The organism is Paenibacillus sp. FSL W8-0439, assembly GCF_038008995.1.
GTDB lineage: Bacteria > Bacillota > Bacilli > Paenibacillales > Paenibacillaceae > Paenibacillus > Paenibacillus polymyxa.
This window is the reverse complement of the sequence record NZ_JBBPAK010000001.1, coordinates 2,300,667-2,325,650: the sequence shown is the minus strand read 5'-3', so window position 1 is coordinate 2,325,650 and position 24,984 is coordinate 2,300,667. Positions and strand designations below refer to the sequence as shown.

At 43.6% G+C, this 24,984-nt stretch carries 23 protein-coding genes and 1 pseudogene; 5 read left to right on the top strand and 19 right to left on the bottom strand.

Features of this window, described 5'->3' with window-relative positions:
- Positions 1-9 precede the first annotated feature (9 nt).
- The 5 genes from MKX36_RS10340 to MKX36_RS10320 all read right to left on the bottom strand — a co-directional run bounded on the left by MKX36_RS10340 (position 10) and on the right by MKX36_RS10320 (position 4,207).
- Positions 10-861, bottom strand: coding sequence for a transporter substrate-binding domain-containing protein (locus tag MKX36_RS10340; protein ID WP_016821109.1), 852 nt, complete (start codon positions 859-861; stop codon positions 10-12).
- A 160-nt stretch (positions 862-1,021) separates the two neighbouring features.
- Positions 1,022-1,912, bottom strand: a complete 891-nt coding sequence (locus MKX36_RS10335) for a LysR family transcriptional regulator (RefSeq protein ID WP_025364723.1) — start codon at positions 1,910-1,912, stop codon at positions 1,022-1,024.
- A 107-nt stretch (positions 1,913-2,019) separates the two neighbouring features.
- Positions 2,020-2,550: an NADPH-dependent FMN reductase gene (ssuE, locus tag MKX36_RS10330; protein WP_016821107.1), complete on the bottom strand. Its 531-nt coding sequence runs from the start codon at positions 2,548-2,550 to the stop codon at positions 2,020-2,022.
- A 17-nt stretch (positions 2,551-2,567) separates the two neighbouring features.
- The gene (locus tag MKX36_RS10325; RefSeq protein ID WP_164965529.1) at positions 2,568-3,908 is read right to left on the bottom strand and encodes an LLM class flavin-dependent oxidoreductase; all 1,341 of its coding nucleotides are present in this window, start codon (positions 3,906-3,908) and stop codon (positions 2,568-2,570) included.
- Positions 3,909-3,937: 29 nt separating this feature from the next.
- Positions 3,938-4,207, bottom strand: coding sequence for a glutaredoxin family protein (locus tag MKX36_RS10320; RefSeq protein WP_017428368.1), 270 nt, complete (start codon positions 4,205-4,207; stop codon positions 3,938-3,940).
- Positions 4,208-4,478: 271 nt separating this feature from the next.
- Between MKX36_RS10320 and MKX36_RS10315 the strand changes: the two genes are divergently transcribed.
- On the top strand, positions 4,479-5,348 hold the full coding sequence (locus MKX36_RS10315; protein WP_019687077.1) for a DUF421 domain-containing protein: 870 nt from the start codon (positions 4,479-4,481) through the stop codon (positions 5,346-5,348).
- 121 nt (positions 5,349-5,469) lie between these two features.
- Here the strand turns inward: MKX36_RS10315 and MKX36_RS10310 are convergent, their stop codons facing one another.
- Positions 5,470-5,799 (bottom strand): antibiotic biosynthesis monooxygenase family protein, encoded by a 330-nt coding sequence (locus tag MKX36_RS10310; protein ID WP_340864606.1) that lies wholly within the window; start codon positions 5,797-5,799, stop codon positions 5,470-5,472.
- 131 nt (positions 5,800-5,930) lie between these two features.
- Between MKX36_RS10310 and MKX36_RS10305 the strand changes: the two genes are divergently transcribed.
- Positions 5,931-6,797: a LysR family transcriptional regulator gene (locus tag MKX36_RS10305; RefSeq protein WP_340864605.1), complete on the top strand. Its 867-nt coding sequence runs from the start codon at positions 5,931-5,933 to the stop codon at positions 6,795-6,797.
- On the opposite strand, the gene MKX36_RS10300 is transcribed toward MKX36_RS10305, so the two are convergent.
- Positions 6,794-7,990 carry a GTP-binding protein gene (locus MKX36_RS10300; protein ID WP_025364720.1) on the bottom strand — a complete coding sequence of 399 codons (1,197 nt, stop codon included), beginning with the start codon at positions 7,988-7,990 and terminating at the stop codon, positions 6,794-6,796. The genes MKX36_RS10305 and MKX36_RS10300 overlap by 4 nt on opposite strands.
- A 183-nt stretch (positions 7,991-8,173) precedes the next feature.
- Between MKX36_RS10300 and MKX36_RS10295 the strand changes: the two genes are divergently transcribed.
- Positions 8,174-9,154, top strand: a complete 981-nt coding sequence (locus MKX36_RS10295; RefSeq protein ID WP_031463380.1) for a DMT family transporter — start codon at positions 8,174-8,176, stop codon at positions 9,152-9,154.
- Between the two features lie 67 nt (positions 9,155-9,221).
- Here the strand turns inward: MKX36_RS10295 and MKX36_RS10290 are convergent, their stop codons facing one another.
- From MKX36_RS10290 to MKX36_RS10270, 5 genes are all read right to left on the bottom strand, one after another.
- Entirely contained in the window at positions 9,222-10,196 is a 975-nt protein-coding gene (locus MKX36_RS10290; RefSeq protein ID WP_016821099.1) for an aldo/keto reductase, read from the bottom strand.
- 271 nt (positions 10,197-10,467) lie between these two features.
- Positions 10,468-13,143, bottom strand: coding sequence for a YhgE/Pip domain-containing protein (locus tag MKX36_RS10285; protein ID WP_340864604.1), 2,676 nt, complete (start codon positions 13,141-13,143; stop codon positions 10,468-10,470).
- Positions 13,144-13,593: 450 nt separating this feature from the next.
- Positions 13,594-13,767, bottom strand: coding sequence for a hypothetical protein (locus MKX36_RS10280; protein WP_155399767.1), 174 nt, complete (start codon positions 13,765-13,767; stop codon positions 13,594-13,596).
- Positions 13,768-14,078: 311 nt separating this feature from the next.
- On the bottom strand, positions 14,079-14,708 hold the full coding sequence (locus MKX36_RS10275) for a sugar O-acetyltransferase (RefSeq protein ID WP_017428360.1): 630 nt from the start codon (positions 14,706-14,708) through the stop codon (positions 14,079-14,081).
- A 69-nt stretch (positions 14,709-14,777) separates the two neighbouring features.
- A complete protein-coding gene (locus tag MKX36_RS10270; RefSeq protein ID WP_340864603.1) occupies positions 14,778-16,154 on the bottom strand; it encodes an MATE family efflux transporter in 1,377 nt (458 codons plus the stop codon).
- A 120-nt stretch (positions 16,155-16,274) separates the two neighbouring features.
- Here MKX36_RS10270 and MKX36_RS10265 point away from each other — a divergent pair, with 120 nt between their 5' ends.
- Complete coding sequence (locus tag MKX36_RS10265; protein WP_340864602.1) at positions 16,275-17,165, top strand: AraC family transcriptional regulator; 891 nt, start codon at positions 16,275-16,277, stop codon at positions 17,163-17,165.
- Between the two features lie 197 nt (positions 17,166-17,362).
- Here MKX36_RS10265 and MKX36_RS10260 read toward each other — a convergent pair whose 3' ends face one another.
- The 7 genes and pseudogenes from MKX36_RS10260 to MKX36_RS10230 form a co-directional block, all read right to left on the bottom strand.
- Positions 17,363-18,163, bottom strand: a complete 801-nt coding sequence (locus MKX36_RS10260) for a Cof-type HAD-IIB family hydrolase (RefSeq protein WP_025364715.1) — start codon at positions 18,161-18,163, stop codon at positions 17,363-17,365.
- Positions 18,156-18,344, bottom strand: a complete 189-nt coding sequence (locus MKX36_RS10255) for a hypothetical protein (protein WP_016821091.1) — start codon at positions 18,342-18,344, stop codon at positions 18,156-18,158. Before MKX36_RS10255 ends, MKX36_RS10260 begins: the two co-directional genes overlap by 8 nt.
- A 172-nt stretch (positions 18,345-18,516) precedes the next feature.
- Positions 18,517-18,815, bottom strand: a pseudogene (locus tag MKX36_RS10250) (transposase); the annotation flags it as partial.
- A gap of 203 nt (positions 18,816-19,018) precedes the next feature.
- Positions 19,019-19,627, bottom strand: coding sequence for a DUF2062 domain-containing protein (locus MKX36_RS10245; RefSeq protein WP_016821089.1), 609 nt, complete (start codon positions 19,625-19,627; stop codon positions 19,019-19,021).
- A 134-nt stretch (positions 19,628-19,761) separates the two neighbouring features.
- Entirely contained in the window at positions 19,762-22,215 is a 2,454-nt protein-coding gene (locus tag MKX36_RS10240; RefSeq protein ID WP_340864601.1) for a glycogen/starch/alpha-glucan phosphorylase, read from the bottom strand.
- A 46-nt stretch (positions 22,216-22,261) separates the two neighbouring features.
- A complete protein-coding gene (gene glgD / locus MKX36_RS10235; protein ID WP_016821087.1) occupies positions 22,262-23,365 on the bottom strand; it encodes a glucose-1-phosphate adenylyltransferase subunit GlgD in 1,104 nt (367 codons plus the stop codon).
- Between the two features lie 23 nt (positions 23,366-23,388).
- On the bottom strand, positions 23,389-24,534 hold the full coding sequence (locus MKX36_RS10230; RefSeq protein WP_016821086.1) for a glucose-1-phosphate adenylyltransferase: 1,146 nt from the start codon (positions 24,532-24,534) through the stop codon (positions 23,389-23,391).
- Between the two features lie 255 nt (positions 24,535-24,789).
- Between MKX36_RS10230 and MKX36_RS10225 the strand changes: the two genes are divergently transcribed.
- Positions 24,790-24,927 (top strand): hypothetical protein, encoded by a 138-nt coding sequence (locus MKX36_RS10225; RefSeq protein ID WP_013370876.1) that lies wholly within the window; start codon positions 24,790-24,792, stop codon positions 24,925-24,927.
- Positions 24,928-24,984: the final 57 nt, after the last annotated feature.

The following is a 24,984-nucleotide window of genomic DNA, read 5'->3' as shown; positions in this document are numbered from 1 at the left end:
AGTCTGTCCTTACTTCTTACTGCTGGAACCTTCTTTTTTCACATCCTCCAGGGACTTTGTGAAGTCCTCTCCAAGCCATTTGATGCTCAGCTTCGACAACGTGCCGTCGTCCTTCACTTCCTGAATGGCTTTGTCCAGGTCATCCGCCAATCCTTGCTCATTTTTGTTCAGTACATACAGCACATCCGATTGAGTCAAAGGATCACCGACGGTTTTCAGAGCTACTTCTCCTTTTTCATCGGTGTTAAAACGGTTCGCAAAGTCTGTCGTAATGGTCGCATCTATACGGCCGCTCGTAATTTGTTGCACCGTATCATTGGCTGCACCAGACGTATATACGATATTCAGAGCATCCCCGTGGGTTTTGTTATATTCTTTCAGCACATACGCCGCATTACTGGTTGGACTGGTAAGTACCTTTTTCCCTTTTAAATCATCAATGGAATGAATGCTATTATTATCCTTCGCTACAGCCACTCTGTTCAGAAAAATGCTATACGGATTTTTGTTGAACAGATACTTGGCTTCGCGTTCCGGGTTTTTCTCCATTTGATGCGATACCAGATCAATCTTGCCGGCATCGAGACTGAGCAGCAAATTTCCAAAATCCATCGTTTTGAATTCAAACTCGTATTGAGGCAGGCGCTTGTCCAGCTCCTTAATCAGCTCCACATCAAAGCCTGTTAAATTTCCATTTTCGTCAATAAAGCATACATTTTTAAATTGAGTACCTGTGCCTACGATAATTTTCTTCACGTCTCCGCTTGAACCTGACGCACTAGACGTGTCATCTGAGGAACCGCAGCCTGCCAACACCAGAATGATTGCCATAACAGACAATATTGCAAACCACTTTTTCATATGAATCCCCCTCATCTCTTTGCATATCAGCAGTTTGCGACATACATGGTAGCTATAACATTTGATATTTTATAATTCCTATAAACTTAATTGGTTTTAGGATGTGATTAATTTAACACTTGGAAATCAATACGTCAATCCACCAACCTATAGAACTTTTCTATAACAAAACAGCCTCCCTGAAGCCTTCTGTCAGTGCATCTGCAAAATCCGAGGTCACTGCGCAGTCTTCTTTGGTCGCGATTATGCTAATCTGCATAGATACCCCAGCCACCTCTGGAACATGAATGCGGAACAGCTTCTGATCCTTCACTTCGCGGTTCACACAGACATCCGGCAAAAAGGCAATGCCCGCCTGTTGCAATACCAGCTTTTTGGCCGTGACCACATTGTCTACCTGAAAAGCTATATCCGGTGGTTGCTCCAGTGATTCAAAAGATCGATGAATCCTCATCCAATCTAATGATCCGCACTCAAAAAACACCAGTGTTTCACGTTGGATATCCTGTATGCTAGCCTTACCTGTCTTCGTAAACGGATGGCCTTCATAAACATACAGGGAAATCGGGTCTTCATAAAATGCAAGCGTACGAATAGCCGGATGCATCACTTTACGGACAAAACTAATGTCTACCTCACGGTTCAACAGCTTATGTACCAGTTGATCCGTCGTAGCCGTCACAATTTTGTAGTTGATTTCCGGATACCGAGCACGAAGCTGCTTTAATATTTCAGGAATAATGTAGTTCGACACCGATATCGTGCAGCCGATTCGAATTTGCTGAGGGGCTTTCTTGCGCTGTTGAAGCTTTTGCTTCCCTTTTTGCAGCACTTGGAGCATCTGCTCTGCATAAGGAAGAAACTTTCGTCCATCCTCGGTCAGAATCGTTTGTTTGCTTTGACGGTCGAATAACTTACACTCAAGCTCGCGTTCCAGCGTCTGAATCCGGGCTGTGACAGAGGGCTGTGACAAGAACAACGCTTCTGCCGCCTTATTAAAACTTCCATAATGATTCACGTATACAAAGGCTTCCATATTCTCGATATTCATACGCAAGTCCCCCAGTAAGTTTTATATACATTTATCCAATGAGTTAACTTGGTTTTTTGTATCATAAAACTCACTGAACGACCTGTCAATGGAAATATTGAAAATATCTATAACTTTAACAGTTCATTTAGTTCTTTAACCGAACGGTCCAATCGTACAACCAACTCTTCGGACAATCCATATGCTCCACCCGGCAGGCGCTCGACCCACTGATCCACCGCATACACCCCACCAAGAATATGTCTTCCCCCCAGCGCGTTGAGCACCGGCTTCAGGGCGTAGTCAATGACCAGCAGATGGGCCAGTGTACCGCCGATAAATAAAGGCAAGACAGGCTTCTCTCTCAGACCTTCCTGCGGAACCAGATCCAGAAATATTTTCAATAGCCCTGAATAGGCGGCTTTATATACTGGCGAAGCCACAATGACGGCATCTGCGTCTGCAAGCAACGCAAGCGATGCTGTGACGTCGGGACTATTAAAGTTAGCTTTGATCAAATCCTCAGCTGGCAAGTCGACCACATTCAGTAATGTAACCTCTGCTCCAGCCTCCCGTAACTGCTCAGTTGCATAGTGAATCAAGCCGTACAAACGGGATTGTGTAGATGGACTGCCTGATAGGATGACAACCTTGGACATCTCATTCTCTCCTTCTGTTATGCGTCAACTTTCACTTTGGATCTGGCTGCTGTATAACGATTCTCAGGAATCGGTACGCCCAGGTTTTCACGCAATGTGCTAAATTCATAATCCTGACGGTAAATACCGCGCTCCTGCAAAATAGGCACAACTAGATTTACGAAATCATGTAGGCCCGTTGGCACGTCGGAACCGATAATGAATCCGTCTGCGCCTTTTCCTTCAAACCACTCTTGCACTCGATCCGCCACCTGCTCAGCAGTCCCAATAAAAGAGGTTCTCGGCGTAGCTGAACGCAATGCAACCTCACGCAGGGTCAAATTCTGCTCTTTGGCTGTTCGTTTAATTTTATCTGTACCACTGCGGAATGAATTACTGCCAATACCATCAAGCTCAGGGAATGGCTCATCCAGCGGATATTGTGAGAAATCATGATGATCGAAGAAACGCCCCAAATATTTTAACGCAGCCTCGATCGTTACTAGATTGGTAATCTCCTCATACTTGCGTTCCGCTTCCTCTGGCGTACTGCCGATAATCGGCGAAATGCCTGGCAAAATGACAATATCCTCTTCTGATCTGCCATAGCGTACCGCACGTTCCTTCACATCACGGTAAAACTGCTGTGCTTCCTCCAAGGTTTCATGTCCTGTAAATACAGCATCCGCTTCCTTGGCAGCCAGGTTTTTGCCATCTTCTGAGGAACCCGCCTGGAAAATGACCGGCTGTCCCTGCTTGGATCGTCCAATGTTAAGCGGACCCTGCACAGAGAAAAACTCACCTTTGTGGTTCAGTGTATGCAGCTTGTCGGGATCAAAGAATACGCCGGCTTCCTTATCACGAACGAACGCATCCTCTTCCCACGAGTCCCATAGTCCTTTGGTAACCTGCAAATATTCATCGGCAATTTTATAGCGCTGTGGATGCGATGGATGCTCCCCTTTGTTAAAGTTAAGAGCAGAACCTTCCAGCGGGGAAGTCACTACATTCCAGCCTGCACGACCTCCACTAATATGATCAATGGAAGAAAACTGGCGTGCTACCGTGAACGGTTCGCTATAGGAAGTCGACAATGTGCCGACCAGTCCGATATGCTTCGTCACCCCAGCCAAAGCAGACAAAATCGTAATTGGCTCAAAACGGTTCAGAAAGTGAGGAATGGATTTTTCGTTAATAAACAAACCGTCTGCGATAAATACGAGATCAAACTTCCCTTCCTCTGCCTTTTGCGCCTGCGTTTTATAAAATTCAAAATTAACACTGGCATCCGCCGGTACATCAGGGTGGCGCCAAGTCGTCATGCTTCCCCCAACACCGTGAATTATCGCACCCAATTTAATCTGTCTATTCTTAGCCATGGCTCTTCCACCTCTCTTGAATATAATTGTTATACCGCTTGATTATAACTTTCCAGCACTTTACCCAGCTCTTCCAGATCCGGGTTAAGAAGTGCTTCATATTTGTTATCTCCGCCTACCTCTACGACAGGAACATAGCGAATACCATATTTGGTCTCCAACACATCACGCAGTGCATCATTACCGTCCACTTGGATATTTTCATACGGCTGATTTTGGGATTCTAGGTACGATTTGATCTCTCCACAAAAATGACAGCCGGTTTTGCTCCACACTACAACTTTAGGTTTGGATGACATATACATACCTCCGCGAGTTTAATGTTTATAATCCCGATTGATTAAATATGAATTATATCTATAATGTATCCTGCTCCCTCCTTTCCGTCAATCGCTTGACTAATAGACAATGGTAATTGAACGATAGAAAATTTTAATTTTATATTGCATTGAATCGGATAGGTGACAGTCTGTTATTTAAATTTGGGTAGATTAGAGTTTAAATGGGACTTGGCGCGGACATCCTTGGAATAGTAGCGCCCTTATGGCGAAATGAAATGAGGTTGGACAAATGCAGGAATGGACCATTGTAGCTTTACGTACGTTATTAGCCATCGTTATTCTTTTTGTGATTACCAAGATTCTCGGAAAACGTCAGGTATCACAGCTTTCCTTGTTCGAATATATAACTGGAATCACCATTGGTAACTTGGCTGCTTCTATCCCTTTGGAACGCGAATCCTCCTGGTACTTGGGTACTGTATCGTTAGCCGTATGGGTACTGACAACACTTGGCATTGAATTTTTGCAAATTAAAAGCAAGAAAGTCAGGGATTTATCAGATGGAAAGACGACAGTCCTAATCAAAGACGGCAAAATTTTAGAGGATAATCTGAGAAAAGAGCGACTCACCCTGGATGAACTCATGGAACAGCTTCGAAGCAAGAATGTATTCAAAGTAGCTGATGTAGAATTTGCTCTTATGGAAACTAGTGGCGAAGTTAATGTGCTGTTAACCAAAGACAAGCAGCCTGTGACGCTTAAGGATCTGAATATGCTGCAGCTACCGGAGAAGGAACCTACAGCAGTCATTATGGATGGACAACTTATGGAGCAACAAATGGCATACATGGGGATTACTCAGCAATGGCTGGATGCCAAGCTAAAGGAAAAGAGTCTAACGGTCAAAGATGTGTTTTTTGCCCAGGTGGACACACAAGGAGAACTATATATTGACCAATATAGCGATAATGTACAACAATCCAAGGTACAGGACTCTAATCAAGCCGTGCTGACTCTATTAGAACAGTGCACTACTGAATTGCAAAAGCTCGCATCTGGCTCCAGTGAGCAGCAAAGAAAACAACTATACGAACAATGCTCACAAAGTTTGAAAGAAGCTATACAGGAGATGAAGCCGGTAAATACATCTAACTCCTGAGCATATACACATAGCCCGTAAGAGTTATAAGCATAGGAACAAAAAAAGGAGTGTCCTGCCAGCCGTTTATGGCTTGGAAGACGCTCCTTTTGTAATTACAGGGCCAGTGCGCATTTCATGTTTACACTGTAAAAAAATAATCTCGTTCTACCTTGCTCACTCTTAAACCGAATGCTGTATACCACTCGGATTTCCCTTTCTCCTGTGCTACCTTGTGCAGCTCGTTATCCTTCCAATGTTTTATAGCGTCCAAGGACTCCCAATAGGACACTGTGATGCCCACTCCGTTTTGGTCACGAACACTTTCCACACCTAGAAAGCCAGGCTGCTTGGCAGCCAGTTCCACCATTTTGTCCCCCATCTTTCCGTATCCACCATCCCCTTCCGGACGTTCAGAAGTAAAAATAGCTGCATAATAAGGGGGCTGTGGTGTCTTTGCAATTGAACTCATAGGTACCTCCCAGAAATTAATGATTAATCGGCATTTTTCTCAAGTTCGATTATAACCACAAAGCTGAGATAAAAAAAATGAATATATATGATATTATGTATGAATATATTTCATTCTAAGTTGGAGGACATATGAATTTGTTTAAATATAAGGTCTTTCTTAGCGTAATAGAAGCAGGAAGCTTTACCAAAGCAGGAGAACTTCTCAATCTTACACAATCCGCTATTAGCCATGCCGTTTCCGCTTTGGAGCAGGAATTGGGCCTGACTCTTTTAATTAGAGGACGTTCAGGCATCCAATTGACCAGCAACGGAGAACATCTGATGAAGCATTTCAGAGAAATCATACAAATGAATGAAAAGCTGTATCAAGAGGTCGCCCTCATCAAAGGATTGGAAACCGGAACTGTAAAGATAGGCACATTCTCAAGTGTATCCATCCATTGGTTGCCTGGGATTATCCAAAAGTTTAACGAGCAGTTTCCATTTATTGAACTAAAGTTGCTTGACGGGAACTACCATGACATTGAAAATTGGATAGCCAGCGGAGAAGCTGATTTTGGCTTCGTTAATTTGCCTACTCTCGATGGACTGGAAGTATTACCGTTAAAAAAAGAAAGAATGCTGTGCGTACTTCCATCTAATCATGTGCTTCGGGAGCAAACAAGCATACGTGTGGATCAGCTTCTCCATGAGCCCTTCATTATGCCGGCTTCAGGCTGTGACACAGATGTACAGAGAATTTTTTCCCAGCATAAGCTTGTTCCGAAAATCAAATATGAATTAGAAGATGATCATGCCATTATGGCTATGGTGCAAAATGGCCTGGGCGTAAGTATCCTGCCCGAAATGATTTTAGTTCAAAACCCTTATGAAATTTGTATTCGGCCCTTGGATGGACCATATTTCCGTTCCGTTGGTATCGCTACTGCCTCCTCAAAGAACATGGCTCCAGCCGCCAAAAAGTGTATGGATTTTATTACTGAATGGATCAACTAGTTTCTTCCTGTTGGCCAAGGCAACGGATTCTCAAAGCTGGACCAGTCCATTTCCATTTCGCTATCGTTCAGCAGACATTCATCTAGCTCTTCTTCCAAGTTCAGCCGATTCATTCCAATACCGATCATAACGATTTCGTTCAAGCGGTCTCCCCATTGCTCATCCCAATGGTCCAGAACCTCAGGGTTGGCCGCGACGATTTCCTGCTGTTCTTCTTCTGGCAACGCCGCAAGCCAGCTTCCCGCTGGACCAAATTGAATAGATGGCCCTGCCTGGCTGATACTCGCTGCCCAATCCTGGGGGGCTGCAATCCAGGCCAAACCCTTGGCGCGAACGATTTCCTCCGGCCAGTAGCTCATAAATTCTGCCAATCTTGCAGGATGGAACGGTCTTCTGCGGCGATAAACAAAGGAGTTGATTCCATATTCGTCCGTCTCCGGTGTGTGGCTTTCCAGCTCCAGCTCGCGAATCCATCCAGCGGATTGACTAGCTTTGTCAAAGTTGAACAGCCCCGTATTTAAAATGTCCGTAGGCGTGACCTTTCCCTTGGAGGTGCGAATGATTCGGGCTTCAGGCTGCAATCTCCGCAGCACACCCTCCAGCTTGTCCAGCTCTGCGGGCTGAACCAGATCGCACTTATTCAGAATCAATACATCACAAGTTTCAATCTGGTCAATTAGCAAGTCCGAGATATCACGTGTGTCATCTTCTCCAGTAGCCTGCTTGCGATCCAGCAGCGTTTCTCCTGATTCAAAGTCATGCCAGAAACGGTTCGCATCGACTACAGTCACCATACAATCCAGTTTTGCCAGCGAAGCTAAATCAATGCCTGTTCCTTCATCAGCGTATGTGAAGGTTTGAGCGATGGGTACGGGTTCACTGATGCCTGTAGATTCGATTAATATATAATCAAACTCACCTTGTTCCGCCAGCTTCTTGACCTCAAGTAATAAATCTTCACGCAATGTACAGCAAATACAGCCATTAGACAACTCGACCAGTTTTTCTTCTGTTCGGGACAAGCCGCCCTCTTTCTTAACCAGCTCGGCATCTATATTCACTTCACTCATGTCATTAACGATGACTGCTACTTTCATTCCGTCTCGATTGTTTAATACATGATTCAGAATCGTCGTTTTTCCTGCACCCAAATACCCGCTCAACACGGTTACCGGGATTGGTTTCTTATTCATTGCTGGTGCACTCCCTTTAATATTGGTTTATTATTGTTTTAATCGTAATAATTACTATTAAATCAGCATTCAGAAATATACATTATTCCTTTTGCTTTGTCAACTGTAAAGAAACTCTTGAAATGAATGATCTTGAGTCATTAATATGAGAAATAACGACACTTAAAGAATTAGGAGAATGCTATGCGCTCAATCTGGTTAGGTGTGTTTGCAGCTTTCTTTTTTGCTTTTACATTTGTTCTCAATCGGTCTATGGAGCTGTCTGGGGGGAGCTGGATCTGGAGTGCTTCGTTACGTTATCTATTTATGGTTCCTATGCTGTTTGTCATTGTCATGGCCCAGCATAAGCTTAAGCCTCTGTGGAAAGTTATGAAGGAACAACCGGGAAGGTGGCTGTGGTGGAGCTTCATTGGATTTGGGTTATTTTATGCTCCGTTATGCTTTGCATCGGCATATTCACCGGGTTGGTTGATCGCAGGAACTTGGCAAATAACCATTATTTCCGGTTCTTTGCTTGTTCCTTTATTTGCTGAGGTTGTCCATACGGAGAACGGACCTGTCAAAGTGCGAGGAAAAATCCCTATCCAAGGACTATTGATGTCTCTGATTATTTTAATCGGAATTATTGTGATGCAGGTCGAACAGTCGCAATCTATTTCTACTCAAGATTTTTTATTCGGTATATTGCCTGTCATACTGGCTTCTTTCGCATACCCTTTAGGTAATCGTAAAATGATGGAAGTTTGTGCGGGGCGGTTAGATGCCTATCAACGTGTGCTCGGAATGACTATAGCCAGCCTGCCTTTTTGGTTATTGCTTTCGTTATACGGGGTTTTTAGCACAGGATTGCCAAGCAAGGATCAGACCATACAGTCTGCTCTGGTGGCCGTGTTCTCAGGGGTCATTGCTACGGTTTTATTTTTTAAAGCTACAGATCAGGTACGTGGAAATATGCAAAAGCTGGCCACAGTAGAAGCCACACAATCGCTGGAAGTGCTTTTTGCACTAATGGGGGAATTAATCTTTTTGTCTATCCCCATCCCATCTGCTTGGTCATGGCTGGGAATGTTCATCGTCATCCTTGGTATGAGTCTGCATAGCTATGTATCACATCAAAAAACGACTGTTCAGCAAATACGATCTAAAAAGGCAGATTCCGTTTAGTGCAAAAGCAGCAGATCATAGAAGAGGCTTCTGATCTGCTGCTTTTTGCCGATTTATGATCAATCCATTACCAAGCGTAGGCTTCTGGTGCAGGTTTTCCCGGACCCGGGAAAATCTCATCCAGCTTGGCAAGCACATCTTCACTTAATTTAACCTCAGGTACCCGCAGCGCATCCTCTAACTGTTCTAATGTACGTGGTCCGATAATTGGAGCCGTCACGGCCGGATGAGATAGCACCCAAGCCAGGGCAATCACGTCTTCCTTTTCGCCCAGCTCGCGGGACAACGCTGCAAATTGCTCCAGCTTCGCACGATTCTGCTCTACCTTTTCCTTGGCACGTGCGCTGCGGGAACCAGTACCTGCTAATGCATTGCGTCCCAGCAGTCCGCCCGCCAACGGACTCCATGGAATCACACCCAGACCCAGCTCTTGAGCTGCTGGTAATACTTCAAGCTCAGCTGAGCGTTCGTTCAGGTTGTACAAATGCTGCTCCGAGACCAGTCCCAGAAAACGCCGTGCCTTCGCTTCGGCCTGCGCCACCGCAATGTGCCAACCCGCAAAATTACTGGAACCGATATAGCCAACTTGTCCCCGATCCACTACGGACTCAAATACGCCCCATAGCTCATCCCATGACACGTTGCGGTCAATGTGATGCATTTGATATAGCTCTATATGGTCTGTTTGCAGACGTTTCAGCGACGCATCCAAATGACGGCGAATTTTGTATGCAGATAAGCCCGACCCTGCATTGGGTCCGTCATTTTCATTTTTCATGTCTCCATATACCTTGGTCGCCAATACGACCTTCTCGCGTCTTCCACCACCCTGTTGGAACCATCGTCCGATAATTTCTTCTGTCCAGCCTTTACGGTCATGGCCATATACATTAGCCGTATCAAAGAAATTAATGCCCGCATCCAGCGCGGCATCCATAATTTTAAAAGCATCCTTTTCTTCAGTTTCCGGTCCGAAATTCATTGTGCCTAGACATAACCGACTAACCTTCAAGCCTGACTTTCCTAAGTATGAATATTCCATACTATCTCCCGCCTTTGCTTAAGGATTTTGTTAAATTCCGAAAAATTGCATAAAAAAAGACCATACTTGCTTCATTCACCAGAATAAACCCCTTTGAAACACCCCAAAATGCATTTGAAAAGGTAGATAGCGCATGCAAAAAATCCTCCGCACCATGCCGAAGCATTACATGCGGAGGCCACCCCTACATACTACACGCCGAATGTTAAGAAAGTGACTTTACGGCGGAGCCGCTCACCTCAGCCACCGTAACTCACTCTCTTTTTAACAATCAAGGAATTAATTTCGTTTCTTTCGCTCGCTCTGCCATTTTCTTCGTATGTTTGCTGAGCGGCTTCTTAAGTACTAATCCAAACAAGAAGCAAATTCCGATAAACACAAACAGCATCACTACATCTCGTGTTACCGTTGAAGGCAACATTCCTCCTACCGTTTCCCGTAGTAGACTAACCGCATAGGTGAAAGGTACGAACGGATTCAGGGTCTGAAAGAAAGCTGTACTCGTCGCAATAGGAAATGTGCCCCCTGAACTGGAGAATTGGAGCACCAGCAGGATGACTGCCAGACCCTTCCCGATATTGCCGAACACCGAAACCAAAGTATAGGTCATGGCCGTAAACACTAGACTGATCAGCATAGAGGAGAGTACAAATGCTACTTTGGCATCCACATATGTTCCCAACAGGAACAAATCACCGAGAGATACGCTCAGCGCCTGAAAAATACCAATTGTAGAAAACGTCATGAGCCGTCCAAAATACACCTGGTAGCTTTTATATTGTCCTTCCGGGTCATCCACATCTACCCTGAACATGGAGACCAGCAGCATCGCACCTACCCAAATCGATAATGTAGTGTAAAAAGGTGACATCGCAGAACCATAGTTAGGAATCGGGTATATCCGCTCCTGCTTCAGTGATACCGGACTACCGAGGAAATCACTTTCCTTTTTTACATCTCCCTTAAGCAACGCAATAGCTCTTCCGAGGGCATTTTCGCCCTTAAGCTTACGGATCGTGTCTGCTGCCTGACGTATGGAATCCTCGGCAGCAGGAAGATCGGTTCTGACAAAATTGGCTACCTGGTGTACCGCTTTTTCAGCTTCAGGAAATTTGTTTTCAATCAAATCCGCCATTTTAACAAACTGTTGTTCCGCTTTCGGCAAATCATTACGTACAAAGTCTGCCGCCTGATGAATTTTACTTTTAACCGTTGGCAAATCGTGCTTCACAAAGTCTGCTGCTTTGTTCACAGCATTCGTAAACTCGTCCATACGTCCCTGAATCGTCGTAGCGGCTTCATGCAGCTTTTGGCGATATTGTGGCAAGTCCTGCTGGAGACGTGTTAGCTCTTGCTGGCCGAATTCAGCTGCGGCCTGTGCATCATTTAATAGCTTATCAATATTCGGGAGCTGTTCTTGAGCTGTGGTCAACACATTGGCAGAATTGCGGGCAACAGATTTGATTTGATCCAGCGCTTTTTGAATGGCAGGAGCATATTCCGTATCATAATTGTCCAAAATGCTGTCAATTCCGCTACTGATTTCTCCTGCAAGGCGGTCAGCATCATCCAGCAGATTTTGGGCAGGCTTCTCACCACGCTGAATAGCATCCCCAATGCTAGTGACCGTGCTATTCAATCGGCGGAAGCGATCCTCTACCCCGTTTACCCGGGAAATAAGTGAATTCAGTGGCTGGCTAGGCAAATATCCGTTCACACGGTTCAGCAGTTGAGAAATATGGTCCAGCACACCTACGGCAGTCGTGAGCCTACCGCTAATCCGATTCGCCGCAGCTTGTGCTGCTTTAGGATCAAAATCCACACCACGAATGATGCCTGTAATCTGTGAAACTTCATTCGCAATTTGTTGAACCAGCTGTAAATCTTCTTTAACTATGGTTCCGATCGAATCAAGCGCACCTTCGTTTTTATCCAGAAAGTCAAGTATACCAGTTGTAAAATCCTTGCCTGTATCGGCTATTTTCTGTACTTCCGGCAGTGCTGTCCGGGCAGCATTAATGACCTTTAGGGCCGTTTGCGTGTCCTCCAAGGCGGTAGCGAGTGCACTTTCTACCTTATTGAAATTCTGATCCAGCTCAACAATTCGGTCACCGGCTTTTTGAATATCGGGCAGTTTTTTTTGTATATCCAAAATAACTGCGGCCACCTTGTCCAGCTCAGGCAGGTTTTTGTCAATTTTAAGCACTAGGTCGCCAGCTCGGTTGATTTCAGGAATTTTTTCCTTCAATGCAATGATCTTTTGGCCCTGAGCCTTAATTTTCGGTAAATTCTGCTCCAGCTCCAATGCCTGCTTACCCAACCGATCGATATCAGGCAACCGATTATTCAGCTCCAACACCCGATTCTCAATGTTGCGAATCGTCGGCAACTCCTCTTCCAGCTTTACTCCGGCTTCCTTTAATTTCGTCAAAACCGCCTGGCTGGCCGTTTCAATAAAGTTTTGGCTAATTTGGTTTGTCAGAGAGGTTGCCCCTGAAGAAGTAATTTTCGGAGCGACCGCGTTGATTTTTTCATTCACAGCATAATCGATCTCCGGCTTCTGCGGATTTTCTGTAAGCACACTCGTAATTTTCTCTGAAAAATCTTTTGGGATCAGCAGGCTGGCATAATAATCACCGTTCAGTACCCCTTTTCGCGCTTCCGCTTCATTGACAAAAGTCCAACCCAGCTTCTTGTTATTTTGAAGGTTATGTATAACCTCGTCGCCGATATTAATCTTTTTACCATTTACCTCAGCACCCTGATCTTGGCTGGTTACTGCAATTTTAATACCTGATGTATTCGCATATGGGTCCCACATTGCTTTCAAATTCACCCATGCGTAGACGGAAGGCAAAAGAATGATGCCAATGACTAATAAAGTCCCGGTCGATACTTTGAATACATTTTTCCAGTCTGTTAAGTAGATTTGCCATATCTTCCGCAACTTCACCACTCCTCATATGTACATTAACCTATCGTCCATTGTTGTATGCACACGTATTGTAAACGATTTGAGCGGCTGAAGCGAATGTAATAAACGAACTCCATTTGCAGGCATAGCCTCCATCAAATAAAAAGCACCCTATTTATTGATTTGGGGACTCCCCCCCCCCCATTTGTGAGACAGGGATCAAAACATTGGTTCTTCGCCATTTCGATACCACCTCATTCATGTTTGTAGCTGTGCCTTATTCTTTATTCCCAGTTGCTCCATAACCTCTCTTATCGAAACTCTTGCCAATCTCATTTCAATAGCTTTCATCTTTATTTCTAAGGATAACTCACTCTCGTTGCTAACGTAAAAACACCTCCAAGGTTATCTTCATATCTTACGACATGGCTTGATTCTCTTGAAGGTGTTTTGATTTGTCTCACGTTATGAGGGCTGTTCCTCTTAAGCTGAAGGCAGTTCTTTCTTTAGTTTGCGTCTTAGTTTATATTTTGCCAGAAACATATAAAGAGACGGTACCACAAATAAAGTAAGGAGTGTAGAAAACAGCAAACTGCCAGTTACCGCGATTGGAATCATGCAGCCGACCACGTTGATCGGTTGCCTTTTAAGTTTCATTGAGTTATCGTCTCCCGTTAGCTTAATAATGCATTGCTATCAATTTGATACAATATGCTGATCATTTTGATGCGCATCTTCATTAAAGTAATGTTCAAACTGTTTTTCCATTTTATCGGCTACCAAGTTTGTGTAGCGTGAATGCACAATTGCTGTAATGACAAAATAAAGGGAAACTATTGTTAGAAAAAAATAAAGTATATTCATAGAAAAAACCCTCTCCAGAAGATAGATGGATCGAAGATTGTATGGTTCCATTTGACTTTATGTGAGCTGCATTTTTATTTTATAAAACTATTGGTCACTTTTTCTTACCACTCAACTTGATCAAAACGCATGTCTTTATAGTAGAACTCCCTATCATGATCCGTAATCTCACGAAGAACTCTGCATGGATTTCCAACAGCTATTACATTCGCAGGGATATCCTTGGTTACCACACTACCAGCACCAATTACACTCCCTTTGCCAATCGTGACTCCTGGAACAATAATCGCTCCGCTCCCGATCCATGCCCCATCCTCAATGACCACTGGTAATGCAAACATCCCGCCTTCTTTGCGCTTTTCTGGATGTACAGGATGATTCGTTACAGCAATCGTTACATTCGGGCCAAACATGACATCATTACCAATCGTAACTTTATAGTCGTCAACCACGGTTAGATTGAAATTGATATATACATTATTTCCTACGGTCGTATTTGAACCATAAGACATGCGAATTGGCGGCTCCATCCATACATTTTCTCCAATGCTTGCAAAGAGTTGTTTCATTAACGTTTTGCGCATTTCAACATCATCCGGATGCAAATTATTAATTTCATAGCATATTGCCTTACCACGCTGGCGTGCTTTCGCCAACTCTGCAGCCTCTTTCGGATAATTAGCATCGTGATCTGTAAATAATTGTTTGCTAGCCATTCGTTCTTGGATATTCATGCAACATTCTCCCTTATAAATGCTTGTATTTATTAGAGTAAATTGCATAACCCTTAGTTATGATCAGGTTTATGCAAAGTTTCTAGTTATGTTGTTAAGCCACTTAAACTGTCGATATCGAATAAAAGCAATGGGTAATTTAATCATCTCGTCTAAGCTGATGACGATATACAAAAAGATAGGCGGCACTTGCCAAACAAAAGCACATAGGTAACTAAGCGGCAGAATAATAAGCCACATGACAACAGTGTCGCACCAAAATCCAAATTTGGAATCCCCACCAGCCGTAAATATACCCGCTATAGTTGTGGAGTTTAACGATTTGGCCATACAATAATACGCACTAATGTAAAGCATTCCATCTAGGTAACTTTGAGCAATTGAATTCAAATTGACGATGGAGTATACCAATGGTTTAATGAACAGAATCGTGCAGCCTGCAATAACTCCAAATATCAAAGCATAAAAACACATTTTGTTGCCCGCATGCTTTGCCTTCTCGATGTCACCCTGTCCCAAATACTTTCCAACAAGTACAGAGCCTCCAGTAGCTATGCCTCCACAGAGAACAACTGCTAGGTTTTTAACTACAGACGCTATCGAGTTAGCTGCTACCATATCGGAGTTCACATGGCCAATAATTGCAGCCGTAGCGGTAAGAGCTCCTCCCCATACAATATAATTCCCCTGTACAGGCAGAGTATATTTTAAGAAATCTTTTAATAGATTTCGTTGAATGCCATCACGTACAGGCAAACGAAAACGAATGCCCCCCTTGGTTACGGAGTGAATCATACAACATACTAGTTCAATAATCCGTGCTAAAACCGTGGCAAGAGCTACTGCGGAAATGGCCAGTTCGGGTCTTGATGGGAATAAAATAAAAATGCAAAAGGCATTGAACAAAATGTTTAAGATCAAACATAAGGAGCTAATCCACGCACTGAGTTTTGCATTTTCCATACTTCTAATCACACTGAGATACATCTGCGATATTCCCATCACGAGATAAGAAAAGGAATTCATTTGTAAAAACTTTGAGCCATATTGAATCAGTTCAGTATCATTGGTGAATAAATACATAAGTGCCTCTGGAAGAAAGAAGGAAGTCAAAAAAAACAAAATGGAGATACAAAAGGAGAACATGCAAGCAATACTAAGAATGCGCTGTATGGTTGGTAAATCCTCCCTTCCCCAGTATTGCGCAGTCAGGATACTTGCCCCCGCTGACATCCCCATGTAAAACAATGTTAATGCAAAAGTAATTTGCCCTGCGAGTGATACGGCTGACATTGCAGATTGACTAATCATACCCAGCATAAATACATCAACGGATATCACGGTTGCTGATATTAAATTTTGTAATGCAATGGGAATGACGAGCATCATTAACTCTCGATTAAAATCACGATTGCCAGATCCTCTAAATTGTATACGGTTTCTCACCTATACCCTGTCCTCTCGTTGATTTCCACAATATAAGAATAGGATAGTATCATTGTTATTTCCATTAAAATTGGCTATAATTTTATAAAAATCGTATATATTCAAAGGATGATTTTGTTGATGACAAATTTAGAGGTGTTTTCTGATTTATCAGAACGTTTGAATTATAATATTCCTGATTTACCACTTTACATAAGAAAGGGAAGCCTTCATCAATTTAACAATCATACAGCAGTAGCGCATTGGCATGTGGACGTGGAGTTTATCTACGTATTAAAAGGAGCGATGGATTTCTCTGTTAATGGAACTATCACTCGATTGCAGCAGGGAGATGGACTTTTTGTGAATAGCCAACGTTTGCATTTCGGTTATTCTCTTGCAAACCACAACGATTGTTTATTCCTTGTCATCGTCATTCATCCGTCTATCCTTGGTGTGAAGCCTTCATTTGTTCAAACATACTGGGGGGATAAGTTTAGTTTAATGATGGATGATTTTGTCGTGCTTACAAATCAGATTGATTGGCAGCAAAGAATATTACTTTCCATTCAAGAAATCTATCAGGAAATGCACAAGGACCATACTCCTCCCAATCCGCTTCGTCTGGCATCACAAGCTTTATCTTTGTGTGCTACTATAGGGGATCATTTGCAACCCATTTCTGGGCAATCTGGAGTATTGACACATGTTCAGGAAATGACTCGTTTCATTCATCAAAACTATGATCAAAAAATAACTCTTGAGGAGATCGCATCTGCAGGAGCTGTTTGCAGAAGCCGTTGCTGTACATTATTTAACAAATATGTGGGCCAGACGCCCAACAACTATGTCACTCAATATCGCCTTCAAAAAAGTTGCGAAATGTTAAGAGAAACACGAAGATCCATTAGTGAAATCGCACTTGCCTGCGGTTTTCAAAGTGCTAGCTATTTTTCGTCCATTTTCCGTAAACAGATGGGTGTAGTTCCGCAAAATTATCGAAAACAAGTTTCGAATAACGATTCAACTTGAATGGAAGTAATACAAGCTGTTTTGGAATAATATGGATTACAACAGTCTTTCAACTCAAATATTATTTTGTCAAAAGCGTAATATAGAAATTCAAACAATAAGGAGTACGGGCACTGCAACTCAAATAATAAAGAGCGGGGCAATCACACCATTGCCCCGCTCTTTTACAGAATGCAATACCATTTGACAGACAAGGGTCACTGCAAATCCAGTATTTTTTGAATCGTGAGAAGAACACCATTTTCTTCGTTTGACTTAGTAATGAAGTTTGCTGCCTTTTTAGTATTTTCACAAGCATTACTCACTGCAAAGCTGTATTTCGCGATTGCCATGAGTTCCACATCATTCTCGCCGTCACCAAATGACATTGTTTCCTCGTATGTGACGCCCAACATTTCTTGCAGTTTCTTTACTGTCTCACCTTTATGCGTATGCAATGCCGTGATATCCAGCCATCTAGCTTCAGAATCAACAATATAAATTTGTCCACCCAACGTATTCTCAACATGTGCTCTTAATGCTGTACTTCGCCCCTCCGTGTCGAAGACCGTGATTTTGATAAAACGGCTATCTATGTTTGCAAAAGAGTCTGTTTTTAATACACGTTCATAGGAGCCTTTAACAACTTTATACATATCTTCTGAAATGGAAGAATGAACGTACGCAGCATCACTTGCACATACAATAAGCGTCATATTGTTGTCGAAGTCTTGAATTTGATCAATCGCCTGTAGAGCTAGATTCCGATCAATACTAAACTCTTTAACCACTTGGCCATCTTTTTTAATTCGAGCAGCACTGTCACCCAGTATCCAAACTCCCTTGCCATGTTCGTCAAACAATTTTTCAACACGTTCACATTGTTTACCTGTACATGCGACAAATGTAACTCCTTTTTGCTGCATCTCTGCATAAACTTTTTTGAAAAGTTCGACATCGTACTGACTTTTATTGTTCAGAAATGTTCCGTCTAGATCCGTGACTACAAGTTTAATCATACTTATGCCCTCCAGTTTTTTGCTTGTCTTTTTTGTCCTTTTGATTAAAATGATCTACATGTTTCACTTGCATGTTTTCCACAAGAATTTGAATTTTTTGCGAATATACAATTGCGCTGATGATAAAATACGAACCTATCAAAATGCATGTGGTCAATATAATTCCCACTAATATTCCCATGAGTATTCGCTTCCTGTGAAGTTCATAAAGGTCTTTTTTTAGATACTTTATAATGAATGTTTAAAAAGTATCTAAAAAAATTCAAAACGAGTTGGTAACATGCTTATCTATGATCTCTCGCTACAAAACAAGATTAAAATATGTAACTGGTTTCATGTCAATAAATTAATTTCAGTACATCAGACTTTAGCGTGGAGTGAAACGATTCGTTAGGGGCATGATCAGCGAATGTTCCTTTACGGGACATGCTCATGGTTATGCCTTTCCCTTTACTGCAGCTTGATAAGCCTGTGACGTATATACGCTTCCCTGAACGCTATGAAGCAGCATGCTTGTCTGTTTTAGAAGTTGATTCAGCGTATCCACAACCAAGGACGTATCTTGCTTGTCCGCTATACTGTAAGCCACAATCTCCCCGTTGTACAGGTCTAGAATGCTAGAGAAGTACAATATCTTTCCGCCAAACGGTAAATTTTTCCCACAACAGTAGTCGTGCCTTTTTTAAGAATGTATATTCGTTTTTCTATATTTTCACGGTATATCCATCCAGGTTAATCCCAAAAAGAGACATACACATAATCCTTAGACGTGGCATAAAAGTAAAGATTTGCTTAACCCAAAAGAAGCCCCTCAAGGCCTAAACGATAGGCTCAAGGAGCTTCTGATGTACAACATTATCCATTCTTCAGCAATCTGGTCGGCGAAAATCCTGCGCCATGACGCAGTTTCCGCTTTTCCAACCGTTTGTGCAGCGAACGGTTATACAGAACCTGAATGACAAAATACGAAATTATGCCCAGCACCACACCGAAAATAGACATGCCGATCAGGATGTGGAGGCCTCCATGCAGTAAGTCTCTGAATACAGACCAGTTGCCGTGAAAAAGCTCCATAAAAGAATGCTCGTGAAGTCGACCGCCCCTGACATGTACCGGATAATGTGATGGATAAATCCAAGCTCCCAGTTGCTTGGCGAATGGCATCAGTACAATCGGCAAAAAGGTCAGCTTGCCGACAACGTTACCCACAATGGCCGCAGGCAGCGAACCACCGGACAGCCGAACAATCGGGTAAAACACGAGGTATACGAGAGAGGCCGTGGAAATTACGATCATCTCCAGACCAAAGCCAATGGCGAAGCCCAAAGAGATCTTTTTAACTCCACCAGGGGCGCGCAACAGCTTAATAAAATTCAGACGAATCGCCCGCCATATATTTTGAAACACATTGTATTTCTTCCTTGATTTATGAGGTTTGAGCCTTTTCGGATTGAACTTTATCAATAGGAGGACTCCTTCAACAGTACAATTTCAAGTTTAGGAATGAGTTCAAATAACTCCCCATCCTTACTTAGTCTATACTGTCATTATAACCCTCAGCGTTCGAAAAGCAATGCTATTCCGCCTGTTTCGCTATTTTAGAACACAATTCGCTTATTGACATCGCTGGATAGAGGTACAAGGTCCCAAATCTCAGCCGCGTATTGCTGGATTGTACAATCACTGGAGAATTTCCCGGAATGGGCCATATTTACAATAGCACGTCGTGTCCACTCCGAAGGATTGCGATACACCTGTTCAATATGAACCTGCGTATCTACATAAGCTGCAAAATCCTTAAGCACAAAGTATTCATCATTATGATCAATCAGAGATTGATAAATGGCCTCAAATTCCCGTTCATGCCGCGTAAAAGGTGCATCGTTTACCAGTTGATCCAGCACTTCACGCAATCTTTCATCACTGTTGGCTGTTTTGCGTGCCGAATACTGTCCATTCCGATAATAGTCTTCAATCTGATCTACCTTCAATCCAAAAATGAACATGTTGGCATCGCCTACCATTTCATGCATTTCAACATTAGCTCCGTCCAATGTACCCAGTGTGAGCGCGCCGTTCATCATAAATTTCATGTTCCCTGTGCCTGATGCTTCCTTGCCTGCCGTAGAAATCTGTTCACTGACATCCGCTGCAGGAATAATCAGCTCCGCCAGCGAGACCGAATAATTTTCAAGGAAAACGACTTTCAGCTTGTCCTTAACATCTACATCCCGATTGATCGTGTCCGCCACATTATTTATGAGCTTAATCGTCTGTTTAGCGAGAAAATAACCGGGGGCTGCTTTCGCGCCAAAAATAAATGTGCGTGGCGTAACATCCAGCGCAGGATTACTTTTGAGCTGGTTATATAGATGCATCACATGCAAAATATTGAGCAGTTGTCGCTTATATCCGTGCAACCGTTTGACCTGTACATCAAAAATGGAGGATGTATCCAGTCGTACGCCCTGTTTTGCAAACACATGCTCAGCAAGCCTGACCTTATTATTTCGCTTAATCACCTGAATCCGTTCTTGGAACGATTCGTCCCCACTGTAGCGAAGCAGGTCAATGAGTTCGCGTGGACGGGTTCTCCAACGTGTACCGATAGTCTCATCATACAAGCTTGCCAGCTCCGGGTTGGCATGCATCAGCCAACGTCTATGGGCAATCCCGTTTGTTTTATTATTAAACCGGTCAGGATACAATTCATGAAAGGACTTCATCTCTCGTTCCTTCAAGATTTGCGTATGCAGTGCAGCTACCCCATTAACACTGTAGCTGCCAACGATGGCCATATGAGCCATACGTATTTGTTCACCGTGAATAATCGCCATTTCACCAATTTTGATGTCCTGACCCGGATAACGCTCTAATAGCATAGCGCAATAACGTTTGTTCATTTCTTCAATGATCAAGTAAATCCGGGGGAGCAGTTCTCTCACCATGTTGACGGGCCATTGTTCCAGCGCCTCACTTAATATCGTATGATTCGTATATGAAACGGTCCGTGTCGTAATATCCCATGCTTCGTCCCACCCCAAGCCTTTCACGTCCATCAAAATACGCATCAGTTCCGGTATAACCAGTGTCGGATGGGTATCGTTAATGTGCAGTGCTATTTTATCAGGCAATTGACTGTAAGGTAAACGAAGCTTCTCAAACGTACGCAAAATGCTCTGTAATCCGGCCGAGCAGAGGAAATACTGCTGCTTCAAGCGAAGCAGCTTACCCTCATAATTGGAATCATCCGGATAGAGAAATGCCGAGATGGACTCTACCGATCGATTGTAATCGAGAAAGCGGTAATATCCGCCCTCGCCTCGAATCGGTCCTCGAACGGGATCAAGCGCGGATTCCGCACTCCAAATCCGTAGCGTATTCACCTGCGCATGACCATAGCCGACCAGCGGAATATCGTAAGGGACGGCCCAGACCGTCTCGGCATCCTGTGTCTCGAACACAAGACGCCCCTCCTGTTCACGAGTTTCCACACGTCCCCAAAAATGAACCTCGACCTTTTTGTCAGGACGACGTTCCTCCCATACATTCCCTTTCTGTAGCCAGTAATCCGGCAGTTCCACCTGATTTCCGTCTACAATACGCTGCTCAAACAGGCCATATTTATATCGAATCCCGCAGCCATGCCCTGCATAGCCAAGGGATGCTAATGAGTCCATGAAGCAAGCCGCCAGACGGCCGAGACCCCCATTGCCTAGCCCTGCGTCTGCTTCCTGTTCCTCGATTTCCTCCAGATTCCATCCCAATTCCCCCAATGCCTGCCGAACCATATCCAATACGCCCAAATTCAGCAAATTACTACCCAATAGACGACCTATTAAAAATTCCAATGAAAAATAATAAATCTGCTTCACTTGTCCTTCTTTGTAGGCTTGGTTCGTTTCTGCCCAATTCTTGCCGACTTGTTCACGAATCATGCCGCCCAAAACCTTATATACGTCTTCCGACTGAGCCTCCTGCATCGGTTTACCCAGTCTTCCGACTAGTTGCTCTCGAAAGGCCTGCTTAAATGCTTCTTTATTGCTGAACAAAGTGGTACCTCCTGTTAATTCCGTTTTAATGGCTAAGTATGATCTTTTAAATCACGCTATTCTTGGCAATCACATAGGGAACTTTAATGTCTCCAATCAGAGTTCGATCTGGTGAAAGCTGTACATCCTTATCTAAAACCACATTCTGCACAACTGCGCCTTTACGGATGATACATTTTTGCATAATAATCGAGTTGCTTACCCGCGCGCCTTCCTCTACTTGCACGCCACGAAAAAGAATGCTGTTCTCAACCTTCCCCCCAATGGTGCAGCCATTGGCAACAAGGGAATGATCCACCTCGGCGCTGTACGTATAACGCGTCGGAGCTTCATACTTGATTTTGGTATGCACGGGCTGATTCTGGAACAGGGCTTGATATTGCTCCTGATCCAGCAGTTTCATGCTATTTTTATAATAGCTCTCGATAGAATTAATAACTGCATGATAACCATCATAGCGATACGCGTAGATGCGCAGGCCACTTGGATTTTTCTGAATCGCATCGCGAAAGAAATGATTATCCTGATGAGCAATGCAATGCTTTACCTGATCCAGATACAAGCTTTTGTCCATCACAAACATTTCTAGATAAATATTATGATGATCCTGCTCTTGATGAATACCGGTCACTCGTCCGCTGTCGTCAATCTCCAGCCGTACACACGGTGCATGCTCAGTTTCGAGCTGGTGAATGGGTTTATATACGAGGGTGACATCCGCATTCTTTTCCAGATGATATCGGTATACATCCTCTAAATCAACCTTGTTGATATGCTGAGTTCCTGCATGTACAATGGTTTGCCCCGATGAGCGATGGAAAAAATCCAGATTATTGTGCACATGCTGCAAGTCCCCACGTGATGTGTCCGTCGGATCGTTCCAGTCCGGTGGCAAAATAAACAACCCACCCCTTCTGCGGTCTAAATCCCATGGCCGACCTTCACCCAAATGATCCAGCAGCGAACGGTATTTGCGGCGGATAAACAGTGCAATATCCTGCATCCCTGCATGCATCATATTGGATAAGGTGAAATCAATGAGCCGATATCGACTAGCAAAGGGTACTGCTGCCCCGCACCGGAAATAAGTCAACTCCTTCAATTGATCCAATTCGTGATCCAGGTTGATCACTCCAATGAGCCGGCTCATAGCGGACACCGTCCTTATCCGAGTTATATTCGTGCGTGAAGCTGGCTTTCCTGATCGAACAAAATAATCTCATCCAGGCTATCTTCAGGTCCAATGACTGCGTTGTCTTCAATAACCATGTTCTCATTCACGATGGCCCGGTGAATACGTACATTGCGTCCGATTTTTACATTCGGCATGATGACAGAATCGGTAATAACGCTCCCCTCACCGACTTCAACCCCATAAAACAGTACGGAGTGTCTTACTTCTCCATCCACCATGCAGCCTTCATTTACGATGCTGTTTTTCAGGATAGCCCGCTGGGTGATATACTGGGCAGGTTGATTGGGGCTGCGGGTATAGATGCGCCAGAACGGGTCATTCAGATCTAGCGGCGGGTCCTGAACCAGAAGATCCATATTAGACTCCCACAAGCTCTGAATGGTGCCCACATCCTTCCAGTACCCAGCAAACGGGTATGCATACAGCGACCGGCCATGCTGAAGCAATAGCGGAATGATGTCTTTACCAAAATCATGTGAAGATTCAGAATCACTTGCGCTTTCCAGTAAGTAGTGACGCAACACATCCCATTTGAATAAATAAATACCCATAGAGGCCAATGTGCTTTTCGGCTGTTCAGGCTTCTCCTCAAAGTCGTATATCTTCAGGTCCTCATCAGCGTTCAGTATCCCAAATCGTTGGGCCTCCTGAATCGTGACATTGATAACAGAAATGGTGCAATCGGCTCCCTTTTCCTTGTGATAGTGGAGCATTCGACTGTAATCCATTTTATAAATGTGATCCCCTGACAGAATGAGCACATGCTCCGGGTCATACTGATCCAGGAAATGCAGGTTCCGATAAATCGCATCCGCTGTCCCACGGTACCAATTGTTTCCATTCTCTTTCTCGTGCGGTGGTAAAACGAAAACTCCTCCATCCAGGCGATCCAAATCCCAGTCGCTGCCTACGCCGATATAGGAATGAAGCACCAACGGCTCATATTGGGTCAATACGCCCACGGTGTCTATTCCCGAATGAGAGCAATTGCTGAGAGGGAAATCAATAATACGATAAGTTCCTCCAAAAAATACTGCCGGTTTGGCCAGTGTGCGGGTCAGTCCTTTGAGTCTTTTGCCTTGTCCGCCGGCGAGCAGCATGGCAACCACTTCCTTCTTTCTCATAACAAAGACCTCCCTGTCATGTGCGTCTGAAGCAATTGTGGCAGGATATTTGATAATATCCATTAAACGTGAAAAGACAGTCGTAATCGTTTCATTACCATTGGAACGGGTAAGATGTGATGGAAAGGGTAAATCATAGTTATGCGGAACGAGTGCAAGGAATCACTAAATCGTAAAATCCCGTTCATCATTTCACATTTTGGATGCTTTTTAGGCATTAGAGTATGACAACATGATCATAAGGAGGCGTTATTGATGAAGAATAAAAAATGGGTAGTAGCAGCATTGGGAATGGGTGTTACGTATCTGATGAAAAATAAAGGAGCACGTGATAAGGTGTTGAATAAGGTACAGACGATGGTCAACCGTGCAAAAACATCTGCAAAATCTTAATCGTAAATTTTAAAGCCAGAAAACAAACGAGCCTCTCTGAAAAATTGTTCAGGGAGG

Coding starts and splice junctions, on each gene's coding strand:
- MKX36_RS10340 (WP_016821109.1), bottom strand. CDS start 861: ATGAAAAAGTGGTTTGCAATATTGTCTGTTATGGCAATCATTCTGGTG.
- MKX36_RS10335 (WP_025364723.1), bottom strand. CDS start 1,912: ATGAATATCGAGAATATGGAAGCCTTTGTATACGTGAATCATTATGGA.
- ssuE (WP_016821107.1), bottom strand. CDS start 2,550: ATGTCCAAGGTTGTCATCCTATCAGGCAGTCCATCTACACAATCCCGT.
- MKX36_RS10325 (WP_164965529.1), bottom strand. CDS start 3,908: ATGGCTAAGAATAGACAGATTAAATTGGGTGCGATAATTCACGGTGTT.
- MKX36_RS10320 (WP_017428368.1), bottom strand. CDS start 4,207: ATGTCATCCAAACCTAAAGTTGTAGTGTGGAGCAAAACCGGCTGTCAT.
- MKX36_RS10315 (WP_019687077.1), top strand. CDS start 4,479: ATGCAGGAATGGACCATTGTAGCTTTACGTACGTTATTAGCCATCGTT.
- MKX36_RS10310 (WP_340864606.1), bottom strand. CDS start 5,799: ATGAGTTCAATTGCAAAGACACCACAGCCCCCTTATTATGCAGCTATT.
- MKX36_RS10305 (WP_340864605.1), top strand. CDS start 5,931: ATGAATTTGTTTAAATATAAGGTCTTTCTTAGCGTAATAGAAGCAGGA.
- MKX36_RS10300 (WP_025364720.1), bottom strand. CDS start 7,990: ATGAATAAGAAACCAATCCCGGTAACCGTGTTGAGCGGGTATTTGGGT.
- MKX36_RS10295 (WP_031463380.1), top strand. CDS start 8,174: ATGCGCTCAATCTGGTTAGGTGTGTTTGCAGCTTTCTTTTTTGCTTTT.
- MKX36_RS10290 (WP_016821099.1), bottom strand. CDS start 10,196: ATGGAATATTCATACTTAGGAAAGTCAGGCTTGAAGGTTAGTCGGTTA.
- MKX36_RS10280 (WP_155399767.1), bottom strand. CDS start 13,767: ATGAAACTTAAAAGGCAACCGATCAACGTGGTCGGCTGCATGATTCCA.
- MKX36_RS10275 (WP_017428360.1), bottom strand. CDS start 14,708: ATGAATATCCAAGAACGAATGGCTAGCAAACAATTATTTACAGATCAC.
- MKX36_RS10265 (WP_340864602.1), top strand. CDS start 16,275: ATGACAAATTTAGAGGTGTTTTCTGATTTATCAGAACGTTTGAATTAT.
- MKX36_RS10260 (WP_025364715.1), bottom strand. CDS start 18,163: ATGATTAAACTTGTAGTCACGGATCTAGACGGAACATTTCTGAACAAT.
- MKX36_RS10255 (WP_016821091.1), bottom strand. CDS start 18,344: ATGGGAATATTAGTGGGAATTATATTGACCACATGCATTTTGATAGGT.
- glgD (WP_016821087.1), bottom strand. CDS start 23,365: ATGAGCCGGCTCATTGGAGTGATCAACCTGGATCACGAATTGGATCAA.
- MKX36_RS10230 (WP_016821086.1), bottom strand. CDS start 24,534: ATGAGAAAGAAGGAAGTGGTTGCCATGCTGCTCGCCGGCGGACAAGGC.
- MKX36_RS10225 (WP_013370876.1), top strand. CDS start 24,790: ATGAAGAATAAAAAATGGGTAGTAGCAGCATTGGGAATGGGTGTTACG.